The following is a 25,662-nucleotide window of genomic DNA, read 5'->3' on the forward strand; positions in this document are numbered from 1 at the left end:
GGTGATACCGGAGATTGACCGGCCCCGGCAGGCGCACATGACCGCCGCCGATGTGGCCCTCGTCGTCATTCCCGAACCCCTGTCCCCTTTACCGGGCGGCTTCGGCGCGCCCGCGTTCTCTCACGAGGTCTTCTCGCATGTCCGACGCGTTCATCATCTGCTCCAGCCTGTCCTTCTCCTGGCCTGACGACACGCCCGTCTTCAGCGACCTGTCCTTCACCGTGGGCGGCGGCAGTACGGGCCTCGTCGCCCCCAACGGCGCGGGCAAGAGCACGCTGCTCAAGCTGATCGCCGGCGAGTACCGGCCCGGAGGCGGGAGCGTGTCCGTCAGCGGGCTGCTCGGTTACCTGCCGCAGAGCCTGCCCCTCACCGGCGACCTGACCGTGGCCGAGGTCCTCGGCATCGCCCCGGTGATCGCCGCGCTGGACGCCATCGAGTCGGGCGACGCCAGTGAGGAGCACTTCACCACGATCGGCAACGACTGGGACATCGAGGAGCGCACCCGCGCCCAGCTCGACCGGCTGGGGCTCGGCGATCTCGTGTTCGACCGCACGTTGCGGACGCTGAGCGGCGGCCAGGTCGTCTCGCTCGGCCTGGCCGCGCAGCTGCTCAGGCGGCCCGACGTCCTGCTGCTCGACGAGCCGACGAACAACCTCGACCTCGCCGCCCGCCGCCGGCTCTACGACGTGCTCGGCGACTGGAACGGCTGCCTGCTCGTGGTCAGCCACGACCGGGCCCTGCTCGACCGGATGGACCGCATCGCCGAGCTCGACCGGGGCGAGGTCCGCTTCTACGGCGGCGACTTCACCGCGTACGAGGAGGCCGTACGCGGTGAGCAGGAGGCCGCCGAGCGGAACGTGCGCAGCGCCGAGCAGGAGCTCAAGCGCGAGAAGCGGGAGATGCAACAGGCCCGCGAGCGCGCCGACCGCCGGGCGAGCAACGCCGCCCGCAACCTCAAGAGCGCCGGGTTGCCGCGCATCTTCGCCGGGAACATGAAGCGGGGCGCCCAGGAGTCGGCCGGGCGGGCGGGCCAGATGCACGCCGCCCGCGTCAGCGACGCCAAGGCCAGGCTCGACGAGGCCGGGCGGGCGCTGCGCGACGACCAGAAGATCACGCTGGAGCTGCCGGGTACGAACGTGCCCGCCGGGCGCACGGTGTTCCACGGCGAGCACCTGCAGGCCCGTGGCCTGTTCGCCGAGCCGGGCTTGGACCTGACGGTCCGCGGGCCCGAACGCATCGCGCTGACCGGCCCCAACGGCGCGGGCAAGTCGACCCTGCTACGCCTGATCAGCGGCGACCTGGCGCCCGACGGCGGCACGACCAGGCGGGCCGACGGCCGGGTCGCCTACCTGTCGCAGCGGCTCGACCTGCTCGACGTCGAGCGCACCGTGGCCGAGAACCTGGCCGCGTTCGCCCCCCGCAGGCCGGAGGCGGAGCGGATGAACCTGCTCGCCCGCTTCCTGTTCCGCGGCGCCCGCGCGCACCTGCCGGTGGGCGTGTTGTCGGGCGGCGAACGGCTGCGCGCCACGCTGGCCTGCGTGCTCTGCGCCGATCCGGCTCCCCAGCTCCTGCTGCTCGACGAGCCCACCAACAACCTCGACCTGGTCAGCGTGGGGCAGCTGGAAAGCGCGCTCGGCTCGTACGAGGGGGCGTTCGTGGTGGTCAGCCACGACGAGCGGTTCCTGGCGGAGATCGGGGTGGAGCGCCGGCTGGAGCTGTCCGGCGGCCGGCTGCTGGAGACCGGAGGGCCCGCCGGTGAGTGACGCGCTGCTCGCCCGCGACCTCGTACGGACGCTGGGCACGCGGCGCGTGCTCGACGGCGTCACCCTCACCGCCGCCCCCGGCCACCGGATCGGGCTGATCGGCGAGAACGGCGTGGGCAAGTCCACCCTGCTGCGGCTGCTGGCGGGGGTGGACCAGCCCGACTCCGGCGCCGTCGTCCGCCCCGCCGACCTCGGCTTCCTGCACCAGGAGCTGCCGTTCGACGGCGATGCCACGGTCGCCGAGGTGCTCGACGACGCCCTGCGCGAGGCGCGCGCGGACCTGGCCGAGCTCGACCGGCTCACCCGGGCGCTCGCCGGGGCCCCGGATGACGCCGCTCTGCTCGAAGCGTACGGGGCCCGGCTCGACCAGGCGCAACAGCGCGAGTCCTGGGACGCCGACCGGCGCGCGGAGATCGTCCTCGACCGGCTCGGCCTGGGTGGCGTGCCGCGTTCCCGCGCGCTCGCGTCACTGTCGGGCGGGCAGCGCGGGCGGCTGGCCCTGGCGGCGCTGCTCATCAGGCGGCCCGCGGCACTCCTGCTGGACGAGCCCACCAACCACCTGGACGACGCCGCCGCGATGTTCGTGGAGGAGCAGCTGCGCGGCATGTCCGGGGTCGTGGTCGTGGCCAGCCACGACCGGGCGTTCCTGGACGCTGTCTGCACAGACCTGATCGACCTCGACCCCGCGGTGGACGGGCCCGTCCGGTACGGGGGCGGGTACGGCGCGTACCTGGCCGAGAAGCGGGCCGAGCGGGAGCGCTGGGAGCAGCGGCACGTGGAGGAGCAGGCCGAGCTCTGCGAGCTGCGCCGGTCCGTCGCGGTGACGGCGCGGCGGGTGGCGCTGGACGGGCTGCGGCGCGACAACGAGAAGATGGGGTACGGGCACCGCGGTGGGCGCGTGCAGAGCCAGATCTCGCGCAGGGTACGCAACGCCGCCCGGCGGCTGGCCGAGCTGGAACGCGACCAGGTCCCCGCCCCACCGGCGCCACTCCGCTTCCACCCTCCTGCCCTGGCCTTCCACGCGCCGGACGACGCCACTCCCGCCCTGGCCACCCACGCACCGCAGGACGTCGCTCCCGACACGCCTCTGCTGTCGTTGCGGGACGTGCGGGTGCCGGGACGGCTCGCGATCGACCGGCTCGACGTGTCGCCAGGGGAGCGCCTGCTGGTCACCGGGCCGAACGGGGCGGGCAAGTCGACGCTCCTGGCAGTACTGGCCGGCCGGCTCGACGCGGAGGGCGAGGTGCGGCGGTGGCGCGGCCTGACCGTCGGGCTGCTGGCCCAGGACACCGTGTTCGAGCGGCCGGACCGCACGGTGCGGGAGACGTACGAGCTGGCACTGGGAGCGGAGCGCGCCGAGTCCGTGCCGCTGGGCTCCCTCGGCCTGATCGGCCGGCGGGACGTGGACCTGCGGGTGGGCGAGCTGTCCGTCGGCCAGCGCCGGCGGCTCGCGCTGGCGCTGCTGGTGGCGGACCCGCCGGAGGTGCTCCTGCTCGACGAGCCCACGAACCACCTCTCGCCCCGCCTCTCCGACGAACTGGAGGAGGCGATGGGCTCGGCGGGACCCGGCGCGATCGTGATCGCCAGCCACGACCGGTGGTTGCGGGCGCGCTGGCAGGGCCGTCACGTCCGGCTTCACCATCGTGACAGGTGACGCCGGCACCGGCCTGGAGGCGAACGACAAAGGCCTCAATCCGCGTGCGGCGGCCCCGCCTTGACGCGCTCCACGAGTTGCTCCATGGAGCCCCGATATCCGTGGAGGTGCTCCAGCCACCAGGTGGCGCCCGCGTCGGCGTAAGCCTTCACCGAGGAGCCAGGCTCGCTGACCCCGATGATCGCCACGTCGAAACCCGCGGCTGAAGGCCGGTGCCGGAGGACCTCTCCGACCTGAACGGCGAGCGAGTCCGGCGACAGCGTCATGCGGCACTCCTGGTTGTCACCGCCGATGATCCACCCGTCATAGCGAGCGGCCCGGCGAAGAGCGCCCGGAGCCGAGCCGCCGACCCACACCGGGACCCGGGGGCGCTGGAGGGGCAACGGCGACAGGCGTACCCCGTCGACCGTGTAGTGGGCGCCCCGGTGGTGCACCTCGGCGCCGGACCAGAGCGAGGAGATGACCTCCAGCGCCTCGTCGAGCACGTTCCCACCGGGCCGGGACGAGCCGAACGCGGTGAACTCGGCGGTCACTCCGCCCAGCCCGGCACCCAGGATCGCCCGGCCGCCGCTCAGCCGATCGAAAGTGGCCACGGTGTGAGCCAGCGTTTCCGGACGGTGCCGGGCCACGGCGGTCACCGCAGTGCCCAACCGGACACGGGAGGTTTCCTGGGCCGCGGCGGCCAGCACCACCCACGGGTCGGCCGATGGCGTCCCCCAGGCGAAGGCAAGGTGATCCCACACCACCACGGCATCCCATCCGGCGGCCTCGGCCTCCCGAGCCAGATGAACCAAGCGCGATGGCTCTGCGAGCTCACCGAGGATCGCGATGTCGATGCCGTAACGCATGGGCCCATGCAAGCACTTGGCACCGACATTTCAGGGCGTCGGATCTTGATCGACCTGGGCTGCGGCGTCAGGTGTAACCGGCTCAGGGGGCCGTTCTCGGCGCTCGCCGCCTCGATGGCGAACTCGCTGTAGTCCCTGGGACGGATGGGCGGGAGCGTTGGCGGCTGTGCCGGCTCCGCGCAGATCCCTGTAATCCGGGCGAGCGCCGCGCAGGTTGGCGGGCCTTCGCTGGGCTGCCTGTTGCGGCGAACCGCGTTCTGCTTCGGGGCCGGCCCTCTGCGGCCATGCGTTACCTCCTCATGGCGCTTCGGAGCACTTGCTCAGTTCGGAGCGGACGGTTAGTGTTTTTGGCGAAGCGATCCAGAGTGATGAGCCGCGGGGAGGCTGGCTGGTCACTCAGGGCCGACGAAGCGGTTGGATCATCCGCGATGCCCGTGCTGGCGGACACGCGGTCATGGGGGGAAAGGCGCGCAAGCGTCTGGGAAGTGACCCAACGGACCGTGGACCGGGATCGCAGATGATCGTTCTAAACGCAACCTGGCAGCGAGTGGCGCTTGGCGCGCTCTTGGTTCTTCTCCTCATCCCGGTTGTCGCCATAATGGCGCCGGCGTTGCCCATTCTGATCTGGCGGTCGGAGGGGCGTGAGTTCGTTCTCGCCCTGTTCGACAAGGTCACGGAACTTGCGCGGGCACTCGTGCCACGGGATGACGGCAACGGCGAAGCCGTCGAAGGTGAGGGCCTCAAGCTCGCTCCGGCCGATCAACAGAGCGTCGAGTCGGCAGCGAGCTGAGCGGGATGGAAGGACTCGAGCCCTCATCACCTGTTACCTTCGCCGCGATCGTAGTGGATGAAGCTGGGCCAGGGGGCGAGTCGGGCGTCAGCACAACGTCAGCACCGGTGCTGACAGCAACCATGATCAACCGAGGACAACAAGAAGCCCCAGACTCTCGGCATGTGCCGTGAGCTGGGGCTTCAACTCTTGAACTGGTGGACGATACTGGGATTGAACCAGTGACCTCTTCCGTGTCAGGGAAGCGCTCTCCCGCTGAGCTAATCGTCCGTGGAGGTGGCGACGGGATTTGAACCCGTGTGGACGGCTTTGCAGGCCGCTGCCTCGCCTCTCGGCCACGCCACCGAGTCGAATCTCTCCGAGCGGAAGACGGGATTCGAACCCGCGACCCTCACCTTGGCAAGGTGATGCTCTACCACTGAGCCACTTCCGCGTTGCTGCCTCGACAACTCTAGCGCGTTCGCCGACCGGATGGTTACGCGTAGCGGTGGAGTGCGCCTATTTGCGGAGCTGGCGGGCCACGCTCCGTTCGGTGGCGGGCAGGCTGAGGAAGATCTCCAGGATGCGGGTGAGGCGGTGGACCTCGATGCGGTGGAAGGCGGGGCCTTCCGAGCGGGCCAGGAGGAGGGAGAGGGCCAGGGGCGGCAGCGGGGCGTGGATGACGTGCAGCCCCTCCTCCAGGGTGACGGCCGTCGGGCGGGACGGGGTCTCCTCCGGGACGATCAGGTCCTTCGGGGCGCGCCAGCTGGCGTACAGGACGCGCCGCTCGGCGGTCGTGGCGGCCCAGTCGGCGCTGAACAGGACCGGGAGCGAGTCGACGAGCGTGGTGAGCGCGCGGTCGCCCGCCGTGGTGATGTACTTGAGAATCTCCAGCTCAGGGTACGTGCCCGGGGCCTCCCGCGTGGTCCAGATGCCCTCGACCGCCACGCCCTCCACCGTCTCCAGGCTCTTGACCAGCGACTGCCTGGGCGTGCTCTCCGCGCAGAAGACCGTGATGTCGTCAACGGCCTGGCCGGCGCCCCGGTCGAGCACGGTCACCTGCGTGATGTCGGCCCCCGACGCCCCCAGGACCTTGGTCACCTGTGCGAGCGAACCCGGCTTGTCGGGCAGCGCCACCCGTACGCGAAGAAGCATCCGTCCTCTCTCCGCTCAAGATGTGAATGACAACGTCTCTGATCAGCTTAGCCATCCTGCGTCAGGCGTACTCGGCTGGGATCGTTGCCCACCTGGGCGGGGAGGCGTGGGCACTCACCCTGAGTGACCATGAGATTACCAGGCTTTGGCCTGTGCGGGTAGAACGTGTGAGCGATGCGCGAGTGGCAACGTGACCTTTGCGAATACCGGTTTCGACCTGACCTGCGCTACAACTGACGGAGTGAAGATTGGGCCGATTGGGGTTTGGCCGCCCGTGGTGCTGGCGCCGATGGCGGGCATCACGAACGCGCCGTTCCGGGTGCTGTGCAGGGAGCAGGGCGCGGGCCTGTTCGTCTGCGAGATGATCACGACGCGGGCGCTGGTCGAGCGTAACCCGAAGACGCTGCGGATGATCAGGTTCGCGGAGTCGGAGCGGCCCAGGAGCATCCAGCTGTACGGGGTGGATCCCGACATCGTGGGGCGGGCGGTCAAGATGATCGCCGAGGAGGACCTGGCCGATCACGTCGACCTGAACTTCGGCTGCCCGGTGCCCAAGGTGACCAGGCGCGGGGGCGGGTCCGCGCTGCCGTACAAGAGGAATCTGCTGCGGCGGATCCTGCGGGAGGCGGTGGCCAACGCGGGGTCGTTGCCCGTCACGATGAAGATGCGCAAGGGGATCGACGACGATCACCTGACGTATCTCGACGCGGGGCGGATCGCGGCCGAGGAGGGCGTCGCGGCGATCGCGCTGCACGCCCGCACGGCCAAGCAGCATTACGGGGGAGTGGCCGACTGGGAGGCCATCGCCCGGCTGAAGGAGGCGGTGCCGGAGATCCCCGTGCTGGGCAACGGCGACATCTGGTGCGCCGACGACGCCCTGCGCATGGTGGCGCGCACCGGGTGCGACGGCGTGGTGGTCGGGCGGGGCTGCCTGGGGCGGCCGTGGCTGTTCAAGGACCTGGAGAACGCGTTCAACGGCAGCCCGGAGCGGGCCCGGCCCACGCTCGGCGAGGTCGCCGAGGTGATGGCCAGGCACGCCGAAGGGCTGACCGAGTGCTTCGACATCGAGCGGTACGCGGTCGCCGACTTCCGCAAGCACGTCGGGTGGTATCTGAAGGGGTTCACGGTCGGGAGCGAGCTGCGGCGGGAGCTGGCCACGGCCGAGTCGCTCGACGGGCTGCGCGAGGGGCTGGCGAAGCTGGAGCACGACCAGCCGTGGCCGCCGAACACCGACACGCCTCGCGGGAAGTCGGGGGAGCGGACCAAGGTGCTGCTGCCGGACGGGTGGCTGGACGACCCCTGGGACTGCGTGATGCCCGACGGCGACGCGGAGTCCGACATCTCCGGCGGTTGACCTCTTCTGCGGGTACGCGGCTTAGTGGGGGCCGGTGATCTCGGTGCCGCAGGGGCCGCCGCCCACGGACGTCTCCAGCCGGACGGGTTCGCCCGACATCGTGAGCGTCGGGTAGTACTCGGCGATCCGCTCGGCCGAGCGGCCCACGTAATGGCAGATGAAGCTGCGCCTGAAGCGGTCGGCCGTGCTGTTCGGCTCCGAGCCGTGCACCAGGCTGCCGTTGAAGAACAGCACGTCCCCGGGCTCCATGTCCACCGGCACCTTCGTCAGGCCGGGCGGCGGCGGCACGTACTCCCTGGTGAAGGAGATGTCCTGGTCCGCCTCCTCCGGGCAGAACAGGTCCATGAGGTGCGTCCCCGGCACGACCTCGAGGCCGCCGTTGGCCCGGTCGACCTTGTCGAGCGCCACCCATGCGGCCACGCACGTGCCCGGTTCGACCCGGAGGTAGAAGTTGTCCTGGTGCAGCGCCTGGCCCCTGGCGCCCGGCGGCTTGAAGTAGAACATGCTCTGGGCTGCTATCGGCTCCTCTCCTAGGATGTCGCGGAGAATCGCGGCGATGCGCGTGTCGAGCAGATACCGCAGGGCCAGGTCGTTCACCTGGTGAGGGTGCATGATCCGCGGGTAGTCACGGAGGATGTCGTACGGCCGGCCGGGTTCCTGCGGCTGCGGGGCGAAGTGACCCGGGATCGGCCCCTTGGCGTGCAGCGCCATGAACGCGTCGCGCAGCTCGGCCACCTCTTCAGGGGCGAGGAGAGCGGGCACCAGCAAGTACCCCTGATCGTGGAAGTCGTTGAGCCTCATGTTTCCCACGCTAGAGACCGGGATCGTGGAACGGTATGCCTGTGACCGCTGAGGACATGTCTGTTCCTGCTGCCGAGCTGACGATCGTCGGCCACTACGACAATGCGCCCGGGTACGCCACCCGCCGTCCCGCCGGGTCGCCGAGCTGGCTGCTGCTGTGGACGGAGGCGGGGGCGGGGTTCGTGGCGCAGGGCGGGGCGTCGTTCGAGGTCCGGGCGGGGGACCTGGCGGTGCTCGGGTCCGGGGTGTCGCAGTACTACCGGGTGCTGCCGGGCGCGGAGCGGTGGCGGTTCTGGTGGGTGCACTTCCAGCCCCGGCCCTCGTGGGCGGCCTGGCTGGGGCCGTTCGCCCGGGGTGACGGGTGCCATCTGGTCGGGGGTGTGCCGGTGGGCGTGCGCGGGCGGATGGGGCTGGCGTTCGAGCGCGCGCTCCAGGATGCCCGGTGGGTACCGGCCGCGCCCCTGCCCGACGTGTACCCGCCCGTGGCGGCTTCCGCCGAGGCGCGGCTGCCCGCCGTCGTCCTGTCGGGGCCGGTGCGTGAGCTGGTGCTGGGGGCCGTCGAGGAGGCGATCGTCCTGGCCACCGCCTCCGCCCGGCCCGAGGGGGCGCGGCGGCCGGACGAGGGCGACGAGCGGGTACGCCGGGCGCTCGCGCTCATCGCCGCCGAGCCCGGCGCGGCGCACTCGGTCGCCTCGCTCGCTCGTGCCGTCGCGCTCTCGCCGTCCCGCTTCGCCCACCTGTTCGCCGCCGAGACCGGGCGCAGCCCGATGCAGGCCGTCCGCGAGGCGCGGGTACGGCACGCCGCGAGCCTGCTGGAGGTGACGGACCTGGACGTGGGACAGGTGGCGGCGGCGTCCGGCTTCGTCAGCCCGTTCCACTTCAGCCGGGCCTTCAGCCGCGAGTACGGCCTGCCACCCCGCGACTACCGCGCCCGCCGCCGCCCACCCTCCTGACCCAAGGGTGTCAGCGGGTGAACGGGAGGGGGCCTCTGTCGGGGGTGAAGAGCTGGTCGTCGAGGTGGTCGACCGCGTAGTCGATGGCCCCCACCACCACGCACTCGTCCCCCAGCGTCGACGCCCGCACCTCCGGCATCCGCATGCACGTACGCTCCAACCGCTCCCGCAGCCGCCCCAGCAGCACGTCGGACGAGCGGGAGAAGCCGCCGCCCAGCACCACCATCTGCGGGTCCAGGATGAGCACCATCGCGGCCGTGCCCACCGCGAGGTCGTCCACGTACCGTTCGACGGCGGCGAGCGCCACCGGGTCCCCGTTGCGGGCGGCGGCCAGCGTCCAGCCGGCCGCGTCCTCGGGCGGCGTGCCCTCGGGGAGGGACGGGCAGGTGTTGAGGTGCTCGGCGGGGTCGTACCAGCGGGCCTCGGGCAGCATGGAGATCTCCCCGGACGCCGCCCCGAACCCCCTGTGCACCTTCCCGCCGATGATCAGCCCGGCTCCCATGCGCCGGCCGACGTGCATGAACACCACGTCCCTGGCGCCCTTGGCCACCCCGCGCCGGGTCTCGGCCATGGCGGCCAGGCGGCTGTCGTTCTCGATGAGGATCTGGCAGGGGAACATCTCGCGCATCTTGCCCGCGAGGTCGAGATCGCGCCAGGCGGGCACGGCGGCCGAGTAGATGACGCGCCCCTCGACGTCGATCACGCCGACCGTGCCGACCGAGATCATCCACAGGTCGGAGACCGACGTACGGCTGAGCGCCAGGCAGCCGGAGACGGCGCGTTCGATCGCCGCCAGGCGCTCCTCGATCGGGTCGTCGGGCAGCACCGGCTGGCGGGTCTCGGCGAGGATCTCGCCGTCCAGGTCGGACAGGGCGGCGCGGATGTTGTGACCCCCTATGTCCACCCCGACCAGGTAGCCGCTGTCGGCGCGGAAGCGGTAGCGGCGGGCCGGCCGGCCCATCGTGCCGAGGCTCGGCGGCACCTCCTCCACCCAGCCCAGGCCCATGAGCTCGTCGGTGACCTCCTTCATGGACGGCCGGGACAGGCCGGTGCGCTCGGCGAGCGCCGACAGGGTGAGCGGCCCCGCCCTGCGCAGCTCCCGGATGGCCGTCAGCGAGTTGAGCTGCCGCAGCCGGGACAGGTCGCCGCCGCGAACGTCCGCCATCGCCGTCCTTAAGTAGGTCTCCTCTGTAACCAGAGATTATGCCAGCGATTGACGGCTGTACGCGCCGCCTCCACCTCCTGTTATTGCGGCAAAAATCCGTCATTGACCCCACCAGAGCGCCGGTGCTACTAATGAAGCGCTCCTTCGTAAGTCGAGAGGATTGAGGATGTCGTTCGAAGACATCGGCGAGATCAGGTGCGGCCCTGGCGAGGCGCGGGTGTTCGAGCACGGCTGGCAGTCGTGGAGCCCCACCGGCGCGTACCGCCTGACGGACGCCCCGCCCCGGCCCGCCGACGAGACCATCCAGATCCTCGCCTACCGCCCCGAGACCCCCATCCCCCGGGGGGTGTTTCAGGGCGAAGGGCTGCTGGCCGTCGAGCCGGGCGACGGCTCCGTCGAGCTCTGGTCCGCGCCGAGCCCCCTCCAGGTGCCCTCGATCAGGGCGCGTGAAGAGGGCGGCCGCCTGGTGATCTCCGCCGACGGCCCGGTACGCCACCACCGCGCCGAAGGCGGCCTGGACCAGGCCCTGCGCGACTGGGCGGAAAGCATGACGGAGAAGCGGACGTTCCCAGCCGTCCCGCCCATGTGGTGCACCTGGTACGGCTACTGGGACAAGGTCACCGACGCCGACGTCATCGAGAACCTCCAGCGCTCCGAACGCCTCGGCCTGGGCGCCGACATGTTCCTCGTCGACGACGGCTACGAGGCCGAGATCGGCGACTGGCTGGAGGGGCGACCGGAGTTCGGCTCGCTGGCGCGGGCCGTGGACGCCGTCACGGGCGCCGGGCGGCGGGCCGGGATCTGGACCGCGCCGTTCCTCGTCGGCCACCGCAGCCGGATCTTCCGCGAGCACCCCGACTGGCTGGTCCGGGACGCGTACGCCGGGCGCATGTGGGACCAGGAGCTGGCCGTGCTCGACGTCACCAACCCGGAGGCGGCCGAGCATCTCGTGAACGTCTTCCGCACGTTCAGCGCCATGGGGATCAGCCACTTCAAGCTCGACTTCATCTACGCGGGAGCCCTCGCGGGCGGGCGGCACGAGGACCTCGACCCGATCGCCGCGTACCGGCGGGGTCTGGAGCTGATCCGCCGGGGCGCGGGCGCGGACGCCACCCTGCACGGGTGCGGCGCGCCCATGCTGCCCAGCATCGGCCTGGTCGACGTCATGCGGGTCAGCCCGGACATCGCGCCGACCCTGCAGCCCAAGTCCGGCGACATCAGCCAGCCGTCCCAGCTCGGCGCCCGGCTCACCGGCGCGGCCCGCGAGTTCCTGCACGCCCGCTGGTGGGTGAACGACCCCGACTGCATCATCCTGCGCCCCGAGGTGGAGGCGCGGGAGGAGTGGGCCGCGCACATCGCCGGCACGGGCGGCCTGCGCGGGTCGAGCGACCCGATCGCGGCGCTGGACGACTGGGGCCTGGAGACGACCAGGCGCCTCATGGTCCCGACGGCGACGGACCCCTCGTGACCACCCACATCGCGCGGAGCAGCCTGGTGGCGGACGTCAAGGTGGCCAAGAGGCGGGGGAGCGGCTGGCACGCCTACCTCTTCGTCGCTCCCAGCCTCTTCGGGGTGATCGCGTTCCTCCTGCTGCCGATGCTCATCGTGCTCGTCCTCAGCCTCTTCGACTGGGAGCTGCTCTCGTCCCCTGAGTTCGTCGGGCTGGACAACTACCGCCGCCTGGCGGGGGACGGGCAGGCGTGGCACTCGCTCGGGGTGACGGTCGCGTACGTACTGCTGTGCATCCCGCTCCAGACCGTGCTCGCCCTGGCCCTCGCCATGCTGCTCAACCAGCGCGTCAAGGGGGTCAGGTTCTACCGCTCGCTCTTCGTGGTCCCCTGGATGGCCACGCCCATCGTCCTCGCCCTGATCTGGAACTGGATCTTCGACCCCCGCGAAGGCGCCATCAACAGCGCGCTCGCGCTCGTCGGCGTCACCGGCCCCGACTGGCTGTCCGACCCCGCGTGGGCGCTGCCCGCCGTCGCGCTGGTCAGCGTCTGGCAGTACACCGGCTACAACATGCTGTTCTTCCTGGCCGGCCTGCAGGGCATCCCGAAGGAGCTGCACGACGCGGCCGAGACCGACGGCGCGACCCCGGCCCAGCGGTTCTGGCGGGTCACGCTGCCGCTGCTCAACCCCACGATGTTCTTCGTCAGCGTGACGAACCTGATCGGCGCCTTCCAGGTGTTCGACACGGTGTTCGCGATGACGGACGGCGGCCCCAGCCACACCACCGAGGTGCTGAACTTCCGGATCTACCAGACCGCGTTCAAGGAGTTCGACTTCGGCTACGCGGCCACGCTGTCGACGCTGCTCTTCCTGATCATCTTCCTGGTGACGATGGCGCAGGTCAGGTTCTTCGGCAAGCGCACCACCTACGACCTGAGCTGAGAGCTGTGAGACTCGTGGCCAAGCGAATTTTCCTGTACGCCGTGCTCGCCATCGGTGCGTTCGTCTCCGTCTTCCCGTACCTGCTCGTGGTCCTGACCGCGTTCAAGACGCAGGGGCAGCTCAGCGAGACGGCCCCATGGCTGCCGGGGCTGCCGCCGACCACGGACAACCTGGCGAAGATGCTGGCCGGCGACTTCCCCCGCTACCTGCTCAACACGGCCGTGATGACGGCGCTGCTGACGGCCGGGCAGCTGGTGTTCACCACGTTCGCGGCGTACGCGTTCGCCCGGCTCCGGTTCAGGGGCAGGGACGCGCTGTTCTGGCTGTTCGTGGCCACGATGATGGTGCCCAGCGCCGTCACCATGATCCCGCTGTTCCTGATCATGCGGCAGCTGGACCTGGTCAACACCTGGTACGGCCTGCTCGCCCCGTACGTGCTCGGCACCCCGTACGGGATCTTCCTGATGCGGCAGTTCTTCAAGACCCTGCCCGCCGGCCTGGAGGAGGCGGCGCGGATCGACGGGGCGGGCCCGCTGACGATCCTGCTGCGCGTCATGCTCCCGCTCTGCCGCCCGGCGCTCGGCACGCTGGCGATCATCACCGTGATCTCGTCCTGGAACAGCTTCCTCTGGCCGCTGATCATCACGAGCGGCGACGACACCAAGGTCATCACGGTGGCCATCGCCACGCTCAAGCAGGGCATCGGCGTCGACTACAACCTCATGATGGCCGGCAGCCTGATCGCGCTGGTCCCGATGGTGGCCATCTTCATCTTCTTCCAGAAGCACATCGTCAGATCCGTGGTCCTCACAGGTCTCAAGTAAGAAGAGGTCAGCGAATGTTGCGCAACCCCCCGATTCGCTGGGCGCTGCTCGGCGCCGCCCTGCTCGCCCTCACCTCCTGCGGCTCGGGCTCGGGCGGCGGAGGCGGGTCCGATCAGGTCACGTTGACGTACCGGCTCTGGGACGACCAGCAGAAGGTCGGCTACGAGAAGGTCATGGCGGCCTTCGAGAAGGCCAACCCCGGCATCCACGTCAACATCGAGCTGCTGCCGTACGACCAGTACTGGACGAAGCTCACCGCCGACGTCGTCGCGGGCACCGCGCCGGACGTCTTCTGGATGACCCCCACCCAGTTCCCCGAGTACGTCACCAAGGGCGTCCTGTCGCCGGTCCAGGTGGACGCGTCGAAGTACCACCAGACCGTCGTCGGCTCCTTCACCTACGAGAACAAGCTGTACGGCGTCCCGAAGGACTGGGGCATCGTCGGCCTGCTCTACAACAAGGACCTGTTCAAGCAGGCCGGCGTCGAGATGCCCGACAAGCTGACCTGGGCCAAGGACGGCACCGGCACCCTGCTCGACACCGCGCGCAAGCTCACCGTGGACGAGGCCGGCAAGCACCCCGGCGACGCGGGCTTCGACCCCGCCAAGGTCAAGACGTACGGCTTCGCCTCCTGGAACCACTACCAGACGCAGTGGATGAACTGGGTCAGCTCCAACGGCGGCAAGCTCGTCGACAAGCCCTTCGGCAAGTACGCCTTCAACGACCCGGCGTCGGTCGAGGCGCTGCAGTTCGGCGTGGACCTGGTCAACAAGCACCACGTCGCCCCGCCCGCCACCCAGACGAACCCGCCCACCGGCAAGATCACCGACATGTTCAAGGCGGGCAAGGTCGCGATGTTCCCCGCCAACAACGCGCTGCTGCCGTTCGTGGCGCCGGAGGCCACGTTCGAGATGGGCGTCGCGGCCATGCCCGAGGGGCCGCAGGGCCGCTCCGTCAACCTGAACGGCCTGGCCGAGGCCGTCTACGCCAAGAGCAAGCACCCGAAGGAGGCCATGAAGCTGGCCGAATACCTCGGCACCCAGGAGCCGCAGAAGATGATGGCCGACGGCGGCTACGTCTTCCCCGCGCTCAACGGCCTCAGCCAGGGCTACGTCGACTACTGGAAGGCCAAGAAGATCGACGTCGCGCCCTTCGAGCAGGAATCCACGGGCTCGACCTTCCCGCTGCCGGTCACCACCGGCTTCACCGGCTTCGAGACCAAGCTCAACCAGATCTTCAACGAGATGTACCTCGGCAAGCTCACCCCCAAGGCCGCCGCCGACCAGGCCGTGGCCGAGGGCAACGCCACCGTCAAGTAAGGACCCCCATGATCACCCGGCGTTCACTCTTCGCCGGGGGCGCGAGCCTGGGCATTTCCGCCGCACTGGGTGCCGAACCCGTGCGCGCGGCCGTCCGGCGCGCCCCTCTCTCCGACCCCTTCCAGCTCGGCGTCGCCTCCGGCGAGCCCACGCCCGGCGGCGTGGTCCTGTGGACCCGGCTCGCCATGAACCCGGTCGCCCTCGACGGCCTCGGCGGCATGCCGGACCGCCCGGTGCCGGTCCAGTGGCAGCTCGCCAAGGACGAGAACTTCCGGCACGTCGTACGGAGCGGCGCCGAGGTCGCCCGCACCGACGTGGCCCACAGCGTGCACGTCGAGCTCGACGGCCTCCAGCCGGGCGCCGAGTACTTCTACCGCTTCAAGGCCGAGGGCGAGCTCAGCCCCGTCGGCCGCACCCTCACCGCCCCCGCCCCCGGCACCCGCAGCCGGGCCCTGAACCTGTCGTTCACCTCCTGCGCCGACTACCAGGTGGGCTGGTTCACGCCGTACCGCAGGATGGCCGAGGACCAGCCCGACCTGATCGCCTTCCTCGGCGACTACATCTACGAGTACGGCGACTACAAGTACCCGGTCCGCGACCAGGCCGGCGGCGAGTGCTTCGACCTGGCCGGATACCGGTTACGCCACGCCCAGCACAAGGCCGACCCCGAGTCGCAGCTGGCCCACGCCATCGCCCCCTGGGTCGTGGTGTGGGACGACCACGACATCGAGAACGCCTGGGCCGGCGACGTGCCCGAGCAGCCCGACCCGCCGTTCCTCGCCCGCCGGGCCGCCGCCTTCCAGGCGTACTACGAGAACATGCCGCTGCGCCGCGCCCAGAAGCCGAACGGGTCGGCGCTCAAGCTCTACCGCAGCATCCGCTGGGGCGCGGTGGCAAACCTGCACCTGCTCGACACCCGCCAGTACCGCGACCTGTACGCGTGCACCGGCAAGAGCGGCACCGTCGGCCCCGACTGCCTCGACCGCCTGGAGCCGAACCGCACGATCCTGGGCCGCGACCAGGAGGCCTGGCTGGACGGCGAGCTGAAGGGCTCGCGCGCCACCTGGGACCTGCTCGGCCAGCAGGTCTTCCTCATGGAGATGGACTGGACGAACGGAGAGGGCAAGGGCTACTCGAACGAGGGCTGGGACGGCTACGTCGCCTCCCGCAACCGCCTGACGGCCGCCATCGACACCTACAGGCGCAACGCCGTCGTGCTCACCGGCGACGTGCACAGCCACTGGGCCGGCGAGGTCAAGCGCGACTACCAGGACCCGGAGTCGAAGTCCGTGGCCGTCGAGCTGGTCACCACCTCGGTGACGAGCGCCGGCAACGGCCTGGACGAATACCCCAACACGCAGGTGCTGCTCAACGAGAACCCGCACGTGAAGTTCTTCAACGGCCGCCGGGGCTACGTGCGCACCAAGCTCACCCAGCAGGAGATGAAGGTCGACTTCCGGTCGCTGTCACGCGTCACCGAGCCGTACGCCCCCGCCTACACCTCCGGCTCCTTCGCCATCGAGCCGGGCGCCGCCAGACTCAACCCCGCCTGACAGGACTCCCATGCGCATCCTCACGGCCGCCGCCGCGGCGGCCCTCCTCGCCATGCCCTTCGTGCCGTTATCCAGCACCGCCGAAGCGGCGGCCGGCCCGCCGATGGGCTGGAGCAGCCGCTCGCTCGGCTGCTCGGTCTCCGAGTCGTCGGTACGCAAGGCCGCCGACGCCCTCGTGCCCCTCGTCCCGCTCGGCTACCGGTACGTCATCGTCGACGACTGCTGGCTGGCCGCGCAGCGCGCGGGCGGCGCCCTCGCCCCCGATGCCACCCGCTTTCCCGGCGGCGTCAAGGCCCTGGCCGACTACGTCCACGGCAAGGGCATGAAGCTGGGGCTCAGCCTGTCGGCCGGCACCAAGGCGTGCTCCGGCGGCGGTCCCGGCTCGTACAAGAGCGAGGCCGCCGACGCCGAGCAGCTCAAGGGCTGGGGCGTCGACTACGTCAAGTACGACTGGTGCAACATCCCCGCCGCCGACTTCCCCGGCCAGAACGTGCAGCAGATCGCCCAGGTCCTCTACCCCCGCATGCGCCAGGCCCTCGGCGCGGACGTCGTGTTCGCCATGAACAACGAGGACGGCAGCACCGTGCCGTGGCTCTGGGGCAAGGGCGCGGGCGCCACCACTTGGCGGACGAACGTCTACAACCGCCCCATCCCCGACACCTACGCCACGATGGTGGACATCTGGGAGACCAACCAGCTCAGGGCCGAGTACGCGGGCCCGGGCACCTGGGCCGACCCCGACCTGATCCAGGCCGGGCGCGGCGGGATGACCGAGGCCGAGTACCGCGCCCAGTTCACCCTCTGGGCCGTCGGCGCCGCACCGCTGATCCTGCAGGCCGACCCGGCCGCCGCGCCGCCCTCGGTCGTGGCCAACCCCAAGGTCGTCGCCGTCGACCAGGACTCGCTGGGCGTCCACGGCACGTTCGTCAAGACCGACGGCTGGTACCACGTGCTGTCCAAGCCGCTGGCCAACGGCGACCGGGCCATCGCGCTGTTCAACGAGAGCGACCGGGCGGCCACCATCGCGACCCGGCTCGGCGGCTCGCGCCACCGGGTCGAGGAGCTGTGGAGCGGCGCGGTCGCCTCGTCCAAGGGCGAGCTGTCGGCCCAGGTCCCCGCGCACGGGGCGCTGCTCTACCGGGTGAGCGAGAGCCGCGAGCAGGCGCCGCCGCTGGTGACGTTCGAGGCCGACCCGCCCGCGTTCCTCGGCGACGACCGGCCCTCGGTGCTGGAGCCGGGCAAGGCCGGCGAGATCGTCACCCGGGTCACCAACACCGGGGCCACCGCGCGGCTGCGCGACGTCGAGGTCGCGGCCCGCGTACCGGACGGGTGGCAGGTCGCCGCGCGCACGCCCGCCAGGGCGAGCCGGCTCGACGGCGGCGAGACGCTCACCGTGAAGTGGGCCGTCACCCCGCCCGCCGGCGCGACGCCGGGGAACTACGAGCTCACCTTCACCCAGGGCGCCCAGACCGCCGTGGCCGTCGTGACGGTCGCGACGGCGCCGGGCCCGGGGCGGACCTCCCTCAGCGACGTGGCCTGGACCAGCGCCAAGAACTACTTCGGCCCGGTCGAGAAGGACACCAGCAACGGTGACAAGGCGGCCGGCGACGGCAAGCCGATCACCATCGAGGGCGTCGTCCACGCCAAGGGCCTCGGCGCCCACGCGCCCGCCGAGATCGAGTACTACCTCGCCGGACGCTGCTCCACCGTCGAGTTCCAGGCCGGGATCGACGACGAGGTCGGCGCGGCGGGCTCGGCCGACTTCGAGGTCTGGACCGACGGCGGCCGGGTCGACCACTCGGGCGTGCTCACCGGCGCCATGCCCGCCCGCAAGGTCACCGCGTCCGTCGAGGGCGCCAGATATGTCCGGCTGGTCGCGACCAACGGAGGCGACAACGCGACCTCCGACCACGCCGACTTCGCCGACGCCGCCATCACCTGTAAGTAAGGAGTCTGCCGTTGTTGATCGTTCCCAAGCCCGTCAAGCACGAGCCCAGGCCAGGGGCGTTCGTTCTCGACCGCGAGACCTCGCTCGCCGCCGACCCGGCGCTCGGCGAGGTGGCCGCCTGGCTGCGCGGCGAGCTCGCCCCCGTCACCGGTGGCGAGCTGCTGCCGGGGGGCTCGGGAACGATCACCCTGGCGCTCGGCGACCTGCCGCCGGAGGCGTACCGGCTGACCGTCGGCGCCACGGTGGAGATCGTCGCGGGTGGTCCCGCCGGGGCCTTCTACGGGGCGCAGACGTTCAGGCAGCTGCTGCCGCCCGCGGCCTTCAGGAAGGCCGCGGGCGGTCCCTTCGAGGTGCCCGGCGCGTACGTGGAGGACGCGCCCAGGTTCGGGTGGCGCGGGGCCCTCCTCGACGTCGCCCGGCACTTCATGGTCAAGCGGGACGTGCTCCGCTTCATCGACCTGCTGGCCCTGCACAAGCTGAACGTCCTGCACCTGCACCTCACCGACGACCAGGGCTGGCGGGTCGAGATCCGCCGCTACCCGAGGCTGACCGAGGCCGGCTCCTGGCGCAAGGAGAGCCAGACCGGCTGGGACGGCCCGATGGACGGCCGCCCGCACGGCGGCCACTACACCCAGGACGACATCAGGGAGATCGTCGCCTACGCGGCCGCGCGGCACGTGACGGTGGTCCCCGAGATCGACCTGCCCGGCCACACCCAGGCCGCCATCGCCGCCTACCCGGAGCTGGGCAACCTGGACGCTCCCCTGGAGGTGCGCACCACCTGGGGCGTCGGCCACAACGTGGTCAACGTCGAGGACAGCACGATCAAGTTCTTCCAGAACGTGCTGGACGAGGTGCTCGACCTGTTCCCCAGCCCGTACATCGTGCTGGGCGGCGACGAGTGCCGCAAGGACCAGTGGCGGGCCAGCCCCGCGGCGCAGCGGCGCATCGCCGAGCTGGGGCTGCGGGACGAGGAGGAGCTGCAGAGCTGGTTCATCCACCAGTTCGACGCCTACCTGACGGCGCGCGGCCGCAGGCTCGTCGGCTGGGACGAGATCCTGGAGGGCGGCCTCGCGCCCGGTGCGGTGGTCGCGTCCTGGCGCGGCGAGCTGGGCGCGGTGACCGCCGCCAGGAGGGGCCACGACGTGATCAACTGCTCGAACACGAGCCTCTACCTGGACTACCGGCAGGGGCCGGGGGAGGAGGAGCCGGTCCCGTTCGGGACGGTGCTGGCGCTGGAGGACGTCTACGCCTTCGAGCCCGTGCCCGCCGACCTGCGCGGCGAACCGGCGGCCGACCGCGTGCTGGGCGCGCAGTGCTGCCTGTGGACGGAGCTGATCGACTCCGCCCGGCACGCGGACTACATGGCCTTCCCCCGGCTCACGGCCTTCTCCGAGACGGTGTGGAGCTCTCCCGAGCGCGACCTGGCCGACTTCCGCACGCGGCTGGCGGCGCACCTGCCCCGCCTGGAGGCGATCGGCGTGGAGTACCGGCACGAGGAGGGGCCGCTGCCCTGGCAGACCCGGCCCGGCGTGCCGGGCCGGCCGGAGGACCCGGAGCGCTGGCAGGCCAAACTCGACGCCTGGACCAGCAACCTGCGCCGCTAGACCTCTGCTGTGCCGATGTCCACGTGCCCGCCGCTGCGCCAGTAGACGTTGCCCTCCCTGGAGAGCAGTCCCTCGTCCACCAGGTAGCGGCGCAGCGCCGCGTAGTCGTCGTGGAAGGCCCGCAGCGTCACGTTGACGTCCTTCTCCGGGTAGCGCACGCCCGGCTCGAACAGCGTGGCGATGTAGCGCAGCACCACGAGCCGCTTGTCGCGGCGCATCCCCATGGTCGTCAGCCGCCCGTCCACCAGGAACGTGCGCAGCACCCGCTCATCGGCGCTCAGCGCCTGCGCCGGCTCGGCCCGCGCCCGCAGCAGCTCCCTGAACCGCTCGGGCGCGGCCCGCCACTTGCCGCTCTCGTCACACGTCGCCAGGCCGCCGCCGGCCAGCTTGTGCAGTGCCTTGGGGGACAGGCCGTCGGTCTCGCCCAGCACCAGGGAGGCGAAGGTCCGTAACGTGTCGTCCTGATAGAGCAGCCCGAGCACGCGCCTGAGTTCTTCGTCGTTCACCCCTACCATTTTGTCGCATGATCCCAGCGAGGTCGCGGTCGCCGTACGCGCCTGCTCCCGGTCCGGCTACCGCTCCACCGCCCGCACGCTCGCCAAGGTCTGCACCTTGAAGCGCTCCCCGCGGCTGATGCCGGGGGATTCCAGCCGTCCGAGCGTCCCGTCAACGCGGCGACTCCAGACGCTGTTGCTTGGCGATTCACCTTCCGGCCCCGCACATGCGGGTTTCCACGCCCCAACCCACGCAGCCGGTCTGGCCTGCACGGGCTCCGCCCTCCCGGCGGTGAGTGACACTGGCAGCTTGGTTGTCACTGCCAGTGAAGGGGATATTACCCTCTACGTCTCCGGCTTCGCATGAGCTTTCGAAAGAAGGGCTCACTCCAATGGCTGAAGCCTGGGTCCGGGCCGTAGACCTTCGATCGCCGATTGCTGATCGTGAGAAATGTCTCGATCTTGGGACATTGTCATGACACGACCCCGACGTTCCACCGAGGACACTTGATCCGACAGGCGTGTGCCGGGGCGCCCTTGCCAGTCCGTTCCGGCACACGGCTTGTCATTTTCTGGGGCTGCATTGGGCTTCGGGGGCAGCCCCAGCGCAGCTTTCCGGTTTGTTCAGAGCCGATTGAGGCCGAGTCCGCCTCAGAGCCGGTTGAGGCCGGTCACGTGCAGGACCGCGCGGCCCTCCTCGTCGGAGGCCGCCAGATCCACCTGGGCGTCGATGCCCCAGTCACCGTCGCCGGCCGGATCCTTGATCGTCTGCCGGACCTTCCAGAGCCCGCTCTCCTCCTCGATCCGCAGCAGCGCGGGCCCGCGCGCGTCGGCGTCGGTGAAGATCTCCTCGTGGTCGGCGTAGTACGCGTCCAGCGCCGCACCCCAGTCGACGTCGGGAGCCAGCTCCTCCAGCTCCTCCTCCTTCTCGATGGCGCACAGCTCCACCAGCCGGAACATCGCGTTGCGCACCAGCACGCGGAAGGCCCGCGGGTTGGCCGTGACCGGCCGCACCTTGGCCTCCAGCTGGTCCTTCTGCTCCAGCGCCTCGGCCGGGTTGGTGAGCTTCTCCCACTCGTCGATCAGCGAGGAGTCGACCTGGCGGACCAGCTCGCCGAGCCACTCGATCAGATCGACCAGATCGTCGGTCTTGAGGTGCTCGGGCACCGTACGCGACAGCGTCCGGTAGGCGTCGGCCAGATAGCGCAGCACCGTGCCCTCGGACCTGGTCAGCTCGTAGAACTGGATGTAGTCGCTGAACGTCATCGCCCGCTCGAACATGTCGCGGATGACGGACTTGGGGCTGACCGTGTAGTCGCCCACCCACGGATGCCCGCGCCGGTAGGTCTCGTAGGCCCCGAGCAGCAGGTCCTCCAGCGGCATCGGGTACATGACCTCGGCCAGCTGCTCCATGCGCTCTTCGTACTCGATGCCGTCGGCCTTCATCTGCGCGACCGCCTCACCGCGCGCCTTCTTCAGCTGCGCCGACAGGATCTGCCGCGGGTCGTCGAGGATCGACTCCACGATCGAGACGATGTCCAGCGCGTACGACGGCGACTCGCGGTCGAGCAGGTCGAACGCGGCCAGCGCGAACGTGGACAGCGCCTGGTTGAGCGCGAAGTCCTCCTGCAGGTCGATCGTCAGCCTGGCCCGCCGGCCCTGCTCGTCGGGCTCGGCGAACTGCTCCACGATGCCGCCCGCCAGCAGCGACCGGTAGATCGCGATGGCCTGGCTGATGTGCCGCCGCTGCCACTTGCGGTCCTCGTGGTTGTCGGTCAGCAGGTGCTTCATCGCCTGGAAGCAGTCGCCCGGCCGGTTGATGACCGCGAGCAGCATCGCGTTGCTGACCTTGAAGCGGGAGTTGAGCGGCTCCGGCTCGGCCTCCTGGAGCTTCTGGAAGGTCTCCTCGCTCCAGCCCACGAACCCCTCCGGCGGCTTCTTGCGCGCGTATCCGCGCCGCCGCTTGGGGTCGTCGCCGATCTTGGCCAGGGCCTTGGCGTTCTCGATGTCGTGCTCGGGGGCCTGGCAGGCGACGTAGCCGATGGTGTCGAACCCGGCCCGGCCCGCCCGGCCCGCGATCTGGTGGAACTCGCGGGCGCGCAGCCGCCGCACCTTGTTGCCGTCGTACTTGGACAGCGCCGTGAACAGCACCGTCCTGATCGGCACGTTGACGCCGACGCCGAGGGTGTCGGTGCCGCAGATGACCTTCAGCAGCCCCGCCTGGGCCAGCCGCTCCACCAGGCGCCGGTACTTCGGCAGCATCCCCGCGTGGTGCACGCCGATGCCGTGGCGCACCAGCCGGGACAGCGCCCGCCCGAACCGCGTCGTGAAGCGGAAACCCCCGATCATCGTGGCGATGGCCTCCTTCTCGGCCTTCGTCGCCATGTTGATGGACATCAGGGCCTGCGCCCGCTCCATCGCCGCCGCCTGCGTGAAGTGCACGACGTAGACCGGCGCCTGCCCGGTCTTGAGCATCTCCTCCAGCGTCTCGTGCAGGGGCGTCATCCGGTAGGAGTAGATCAGCGGCACCGGGCGCTCGGCGTGCTTGACCACGGACGTCGGCCGGCCGGTGCGCCTGGTCAGGTCGCGCTCGAACATCGAGACGTCGCCGAGCGTGGCCGACATGAGGATGAACTGCACGTTGGGCAGCTCCAGAATCGGCACCTGCCACGCCCACCCGCGGTCGGGCTCGGCGTAGAAGTGGAACTCGTCCATGACGACCTGGCCGATGTCGGCCCCGGCGCCGTCGCGCAGGGCCACGTTGGCCAGGATCTCGGCGGTGCAGCAGATGATCGGCGCGCCCGGGTTGACGCTGGCGTCGCCGGTCATCATGCCGACGTTCTCGGTGCCGAAGATCGCGCACAGGTCGAAGAACTTCTCCGACACCAGCGCCTTGATCGGCGCGGTGTAGAAGGTGCGCTGGTCGCGCGTCAGCGCCGCGAAGTGGGCGCCCGCGGCCACCAGCGACTTGCCCGAGCCGGTCGGGGTGGCCAGGATCAGGTTGCTGCCGGAGACGACCTCGATGAGCGCCTCCTCCTGAGCGGGATAGAGAGTGAGCCCCCGCTCGGAGTTCCACTGGACGAACGCGTCGAAGATCGCGTCCGGGTCGGCGTCGATGTCTTCGGGCAGGCGGTCAACGAGTAGGCTCACGCTCTCTATCCTGCCGAAGTTTGCCGTGTGGTCGAACCGGCAGGGGCCTTTTATCGCAAGTCGAGCTGAAGCAGCAGGGTGTCGATCCAGCGCCCGTGCTTGAATCCGACCGCCCGCAGCCGCCCGGCCTCCTCGAATCCGAACGCCTTGTGCAGCCGGGCCGACGCCGGGTCGCCCGAGTCCGCGATCACCGCGATCATCTGGCGGGCGGGGGTCTCGCCGGTCTTCTTGATCAGCTCGGCGAGGAGCAGCTTCCCGAGCCCCCGTCCGGTGAAGGCGGGCGCCAGGTAGATCGTGTCCTCGACCGTGTGCCGGTAGGCCGGCTTGGGGCGGTACTGGGCGACGTAGGCGTACCCGGCGACCGCGCCGTCCACCTCGGCCACCAGGAACGGCAGCCCCGCGCCCGCGATGCCGTCGGCCTTGGCCCGCCACTGGCCGATGTCGAGCGGCGTCTCGTCGAACGTGGCCACGCCGCCGGTCACGTAGTGGGCGTAGATGTCGGCGACGGCGGGCAGATCGGCTTCGGCAAGGGCGCGGATACTCGTCATGGCTCACATTCTGCGCAACGGCGCGTGACGGCGGTGTTTCGCGATCCTCACCCGTGCCCTGACGCCCGTGCCTTCAGGTCCGTGCCCGCGGCGCCGTCAGCAGCAGCCCGCCGAGCAGGGCGAGCACCGCGAGGAACGGGCCGCCGCCGGGCGCGAACCCGCCCACCGTCAGCGTCAGCACCCCGCCGCCGATCAGCGCGACCGAGGCGAGCGTGCCGCCCCATCCGCCCTTCCCGTACGGCAGCGCTGGCGGCGTCTCGTACCTGTGGAACCCCTTCAGCAGCGGCCACATGACCAGGCACAGCAGCCCGAACCAGATCGGCCACCCGGCCAGCCAGAACGCGCTTCCGGGCCGCGGCGTGTCGATCCCCAGCAGGACCACCACCACGCCGGTCACCGCGAACAGGGCCGGCATGTGCCAGAGGTACACGGTCATGATCCTGGGGCTCGCCCAGGCCAGCAGGCGGCCGGTGCGCAGCCGGAGCAGCCACGGCCGCAGCAGGGTGACCAGGCCGATCTGGCCGATCCCGACGGCCAGCATGGCCAGGGTGGGCGGGGCCATGTTCGACACCTCGGCGCCCGGCAGGCCGATCATGCTGCCCGGGTAGGGGCCGTAGGCCACCAGCAGGGCCGCGGCCCCGTACCCGCCGATCGCCAGCGCCCACGGGCGCCGCAGCCGGCCCTCGGCGTAGAAGAAGCCGAGCTGGTGCACCGCCAGCCAGACGAACACGATGTTCAGGTAGCCCAGCGCCTCGAGACCGGTCGAGAAGCGCACCACGTCCGTCAGCACCGCCCCGGCCGCCAGCGCCGCGGGGACGCGCAGGCCGTACCGCTCGTGCAGGCGCAGCGCGTACGGGGTGACCGTGACGGCGATCAGGTAGACCGCCAGGAACCACAGGAGCTGGCCGGTCAGCCGCGCGCCCGTCTCCAGCGGCTGCGGCGGCACCCCCAGCGTGAGCAGCACGTGGGGGAGCGGGATCCACACCGCCGCCAGCGGCAGCAGCGGCCAGGCCAGTCGGCGCAGCCTCGTGGCCAGCCACCGCTGCGCGCCCTTGTCCGCCCGGGCGAAGCTGATCGCGTTCGCCGCGCCGCCCGCGAAGAACACCAGCGGCATGACCTGGCTGATCCACGTCACCACCCACACGCCGGGCGTCGAGAGCGCGTTCCCCGTGGTCAGCCGGCCGCCGTCATAGGTCAGCACCGGGATCGTCCAGTGCTGGAACACGATGAGCGCCATGCCGAAGACACGCAGCAGGTCGATGAACGGGTCCCGCACCGCCGTGCGGGTGCCCGCGCGGGACGGCGCCGCGGGAGCGGCGGTGGGGCGGTCCAGCAGGACGGTCATGGGGGAGCCTCGATTCGCACG

At 70.8% G+C, this 25,662-nt stretch carries 20 protein-coding genes and 3 tRNA genes; 12 read left to right on the forward strand and 11 right to left on the reverse strand.

What is annotated here, in order from left to right; all coding sequences use genetic code 11:
• The first annotated feature begins 137 nt into the window (after positions 1-137).
• Together ACWDRB_RS20635 and ACWDRB_RS20640 are read left to right on the forward strand one after the other, a co-directional pair.
• The gene (locus ACWDRB_RS20635) at positions 138-1,763 is read left to right on the forward strand and encodes an ABC-F family ATP-binding cassette domain-containing protein (RefSeq protein WP_449895955.1); all 1,626 of its coding nucleotides are present in this window, start codon (positions 138-140) and stop codon (positions 1,761-1,763) included.
• On the forward strand, positions 1,756-3,417 hold the full coding sequence (locus ACWDRB_RS20640) for an ABC-F family ATP-binding cassette domain-containing protein (RefSeq protein ID WP_449895957.1): 1,662 nt from the start codon (positions 1,756-1,758) through the stop codon (positions 3,415-3,417). The genes ACWDRB_RS20635 and ACWDRB_RS20640 overlap by 8 nt, the downstream gene beginning before the upstream one ends.
• Positions 3,418-3,452: 35 nt before the next feature.
• Here ACWDRB_RS20640 and ACWDRB_RS20645 read toward each other — a convergent pair whose 3' ends face one another.
• On the reverse strand, positions 3,453-4,265 hold the full coding sequence (locus tag ACWDRB_RS20645) for an LLM class flavin-dependent oxidoreductase (RefSeq protein WP_449895959.1): 813 nt from the start codon (positions 4,263-4,265) through the stop codon (positions 3,453-3,455).
• Positions 4,266-4,782: 517 nt separating this feature from the next.
• Between ACWDRB_RS20645 and ACWDRB_RS20650 the strand changes: the two genes are divergently transcribed.
• On the forward strand, positions 4,783-5,055 hold the full coding sequence (locus tag ACWDRB_RS20650; RefSeq protein WP_449895961.1) for a hypothetical protein: 273 nt from the start codon (positions 4,783-4,785) through the stop codon (positions 5,053-5,055).
• A gap of 195 nt (positions 5,056-5,250) precedes the next feature.
• Here ACWDRB_RS20650 and ACWDRB_RS20655 read toward each other — a convergent pair.
• The 4 genes from ACWDRB_RS20655 to ACWDRB_RS20670 all read right to left on the reverse strand — a co-directional run bounded on the left by ACWDRB_RS20655 (position 5,251) and on the right by ACWDRB_RS20670 (position 6,189).
• Positions 5,251-5,325 (reverse strand) — tRNA-Val (locus tag ACWDRB_RS20655).
• 1 nt (position 5,326) lies between these two features.
• Positions 5,327-5,400 (reverse strand) — tRNA-Cys (locus tag ACWDRB_RS20660).
• Positions 5,401-5,416: 16 nt separating this feature from the next.
• Positions 5,417-5,488: transfer RNA gene (locus ACWDRB_RS20665), tRNA-Gly, on the reverse strand.
• A 65-nt stretch (positions 5,489-5,553) separates the two neighbouring features.
• Positions 5,554-6,189, reverse strand: coding sequence for an ACT domain-containing protein (locus ACWDRB_RS20670; protein ID WP_355198235.1), 636 nt, complete (start codon positions 6,187-6,189; stop codon positions 5,554-5,556).
• 241 nt (positions 6,190-6,430) lie between these two features.
• On the opposite strand from ACWDRB_RS20670, the gene dusB reads away from it, so the two are divergent.
• The gene (dusB, locus tag ACWDRB_RS20675; protein ID WP_350727044.1) at positions 6,431-7,543 is read left to right on the forward strand and encodes a tRNA dihydrouridine synthase DusB; all 1,113 of its coding nucleotides are present in this window, start codon (positions 6,431-6,433) and stop codon (positions 7,541-7,543) included.
• Between the two features lie 21 nt (positions 7,544-7,564).
• Here dusB and ACWDRB_RS20680 read toward each other — a convergent pair whose 3' ends face one another.
• Positions 7,565-8,344: a phytanoyl-CoA dioxygenase family protein gene (locus tag ACWDRB_RS20680; protein ID WP_449895964.1), complete on the reverse strand. Its 780-nt coding sequence runs from the start codon at positions 8,342-8,344 to the stop codon at positions 7,565-7,567.
• 56 nt (positions 8,345-8,400) lie between these two features.
• On the opposite strand from ACWDRB_RS20680, the gene ACWDRB_RS20685 reads away from it, so the two are divergent.
• Complete coding sequence (locus ACWDRB_RS20685) at positions 8,401-9,297, forward strand: helix-turn-helix domain-containing protein (protein WP_449895966.1); 897 nt, start codon at positions 8,401-8,403, stop codon at positions 9,295-9,297.
• Positions 9,298-9,307: 10 nt separating this feature from the next.
• On the opposite strand, the gene ACWDRB_RS20690 is transcribed toward ACWDRB_RS20685, so the two are convergent.
• Complete coding sequence (locus tag ACWDRB_RS20690) at positions 9,308-10,462, reverse strand: ROK family protein (RefSeq protein ID WP_449895968.1); 1,155 nt, start codon at positions 10,460-10,462, stop codon at positions 9,308-9,310.
• Between the two features lie 166 nt (positions 10,463-10,628).
• On the opposite strand from ACWDRB_RS20690, the gene ACWDRB_RS20695 reads away from it, so the two are divergent.
• The 7 genes from ACWDRB_RS20695 to ACWDRB_RS20725 are packed head-to-tail and all read left to right on the forward strand — an operon-like array spanning position 10,629 to position 20,104.
• A complete protein-coding gene (locus ACWDRB_RS20695) occupies positions 10,629-11,930 on the forward strand; it encodes a glycoside hydrolase family 36 protein (protein WP_449895970.1) in 1,302 nt (433 codons plus the stop codon).
• Positions 11,927-12,853, forward strand: a complete 927-nt coding sequence (locus ACWDRB_RS20700) for a carbohydrate ABC transporter permease (RefSeq protein ID WP_350727049.1) — start codon at positions 11,927-11,929, stop codon at positions 12,851-12,853. The genes ACWDRB_RS20695 and ACWDRB_RS20700 overlap by 4 nt, the downstream gene beginning before the upstream one ends.
• A 14-nt stretch (positions 12,854-12,867) precedes the next feature.
• Complete coding sequence (locus ACWDRB_RS20705; RefSeq protein WP_364260482.1) at positions 12,868-13,677, forward strand: carbohydrate ABC transporter permease; 810 nt, start codon at positions 12,868-12,870, stop codon at positions 13,675-13,677.
• Between the two features lie 14 nt (positions 13,678-13,691).
• Positions 13,692-14,996, forward strand: coding sequence for an ABC transporter substrate-binding protein (locus tag ACWDRB_RS20710; RefSeq protein ID WP_350727051.1), 1,305 nt, complete (start codon positions 13,692-13,694; stop codon positions 14,994-14,996).
• A gap of 8 nt (positions 14,997-15,004) precedes the next feature.
• Positions 15,005-16,549, forward strand: coding sequence for an alkaline phosphatase D family protein (locus tag ACWDRB_RS20715; protein ID WP_449895974.1), 1,545 nt, complete (start codon positions 15,005-15,007; stop codon positions 16,547-16,549).
• 10 nt (positions 16,550-16,559) lie between these two features.
• A complete protein-coding gene (locus ACWDRB_RS20720) occupies positions 16,560-18,497 on the forward strand; it encodes an NPCBM/NEW2 domain-containing protein (protein WP_449895976.1) in 1,938 nt (645 codons plus the stop codon).
• Positions 18,498-18,502: 5 nt separating this feature from the next.
• Positions 18,503-20,104 carry a beta-N-acetylhexosaminidase gene (locus tag ACWDRB_RS20725; RefSeq protein WP_449896299.1) on the forward strand — a complete coding sequence of 534 codons (1,602 nt, stop codon included), beginning with the start codon at positions 18,503-18,505 and terminating at the stop codon, positions 20,102-20,104.
• Here the strand turns inward: ACWDRB_RS20725 and ACWDRB_RS20730 are convergent.
• From ACWDRB_RS20730 to ACWDRB_RS20745, 4 genes are all read right to left on the reverse strand, one after another.
• Positions 20,101-20,610, reverse strand: a complete 510-nt coding sequence (locus ACWDRB_RS20730) for a DUF2087 domain-containing protein (RefSeq protein WP_449895978.1) — start codon at positions 20,608-20,610, stop codon at positions 20,101-20,103. The genes ACWDRB_RS20725 and ACWDRB_RS20730 overlap by 4 nt on opposite strands.
• A 639-nt stretch (positions 20,611-21,249) precedes the next feature.
• Positions 21,250-23,757 (reverse strand): DEAD/DEAH box helicase, encoded by a 2,508-nt coding sequence (locus tag ACWDRB_RS20735; protein ID WP_364260695.1) that lies wholly within the window; start codon positions 23,755-23,757, stop codon positions 21,250-21,252.
• Between the two features lie 41 nt (positions 23,758-23,798).
• Positions 23,799-24,296, reverse strand: a complete 498-nt coding sequence (locus ACWDRB_RS20740; protein WP_449895980.1) for an N-acetyltransferase family protein — start codon at positions 24,294-24,296, stop codon at positions 23,799-23,801.
• A 73-nt stretch (positions 24,297-24,369) separates the two neighbouring features.
• Positions 24,370-25,641: an acyltransferase family protein gene (locus tag ACWDRB_RS20745; protein WP_449895982.1), complete on the reverse strand. Its 1,272-nt coding sequence runs from the start codon at positions 25,639-25,641 to the stop codon at positions 24,370-24,372.
• Positions 25,642-25,662 lie beyond the last annotated feature (21 nt).

The sequence above is a fragment of the Nonomuraea sp. NPDC003707 genome, from assembly GCF_053587055.1.

Bases quoted from the DNA above. Each gene is read 5' to 3' on its own strand.
- ACWDRB_RS20635 (WP_449895955.1), top strand. From the start codon at position 138: ATGTCCGACGCGTTCATCATCTGCTCCAGCCTGTCCTTCTCCTGGCCT.
- ACWDRB_RS20645 (WP_449895959.1), bottom strand. From the start codon at position 4,265: ATGCGTTACGGCATCGACATCGCGATCCTCGGTGAGCTCGCAGAGCCA.
- ACWDRB_RS20650 (WP_449895961.1), top strand. From the start codon at position 4,783: ATGATCGTTCTAAACGCAACCTGGCAGCGAGTGGCGCTTGGCGCGCTC.
- ACWDRB_RS20670 (WP_355198235.1), bottom strand. From the start codon at position 6,189: ATGCTTCTTCGCGTACGGGTGGCGCTGCCCGACAAGCCGGGTTCGCTC.
- ACWDRB_RS20680 (WP_449895964.1), bottom strand. From the start codon at position 8,344: ATGAGGCTCAACGACTTCCACGATCAGGGGTACTTGCTGGTGCCCGCT.
- ACWDRB_RS20685 (WP_449895966.1), top strand. From the start codon at position 8,401: ATGTCTGTTCCTGCTGCCGAGCTGACGATCGTCGGCCACTACGACAAT.
- ACWDRB_RS20690 (WP_449895968.1), bottom strand. From the start codon at position 10,462: ATGGCGGACGTTCGCGGCGGCGACCTGTCCCGGCTGCGGCAGCTCAAC.
- ACWDRB_RS20695 (WP_449895970.1), top strand. From the start codon at position 10,629: ATGTCGTTCGAAGACATCGGCGAGATCAGGTGCGGCCCTGGCGAGGCG.
- ACWDRB_RS20710 (WP_350727051.1), top strand. From the start codon at position 13,692: ATGTTGCGCAACCCCCCGATTCGCTGGGCGCTGCTCGGCGCCGCCCTG.
- ACWDRB_RS20715 (WP_449895974.1), top strand. From the start codon at position 15,005: ATGATCACCCGGCGTTCACTCTTCGCCGGGGGCGCGAGCCTGGGCATT.
- ACWDRB_RS20720 (WP_449895976.1), top strand. From the start codon at position 16,560: ATGCGCATCCTCACGGCCGCCGCCGCGGCGGCCCTCCTCGCCATGCCC.
- ACWDRB_RS20740 (WP_449895980.1), bottom strand. From the start codon at position 24,296: ATGACGAGTATCCGCGCCCTTGCCGAAGCCGATCTGCCCGCCGTCGCC.
- ACWDRB_RS20745 (WP_449895982.1), bottom strand. From the start codon at position 25,641: ATGACCGTCCTGCTGGACCGCCCCACCGCCGCTCCCGCGGCGCCGTCC.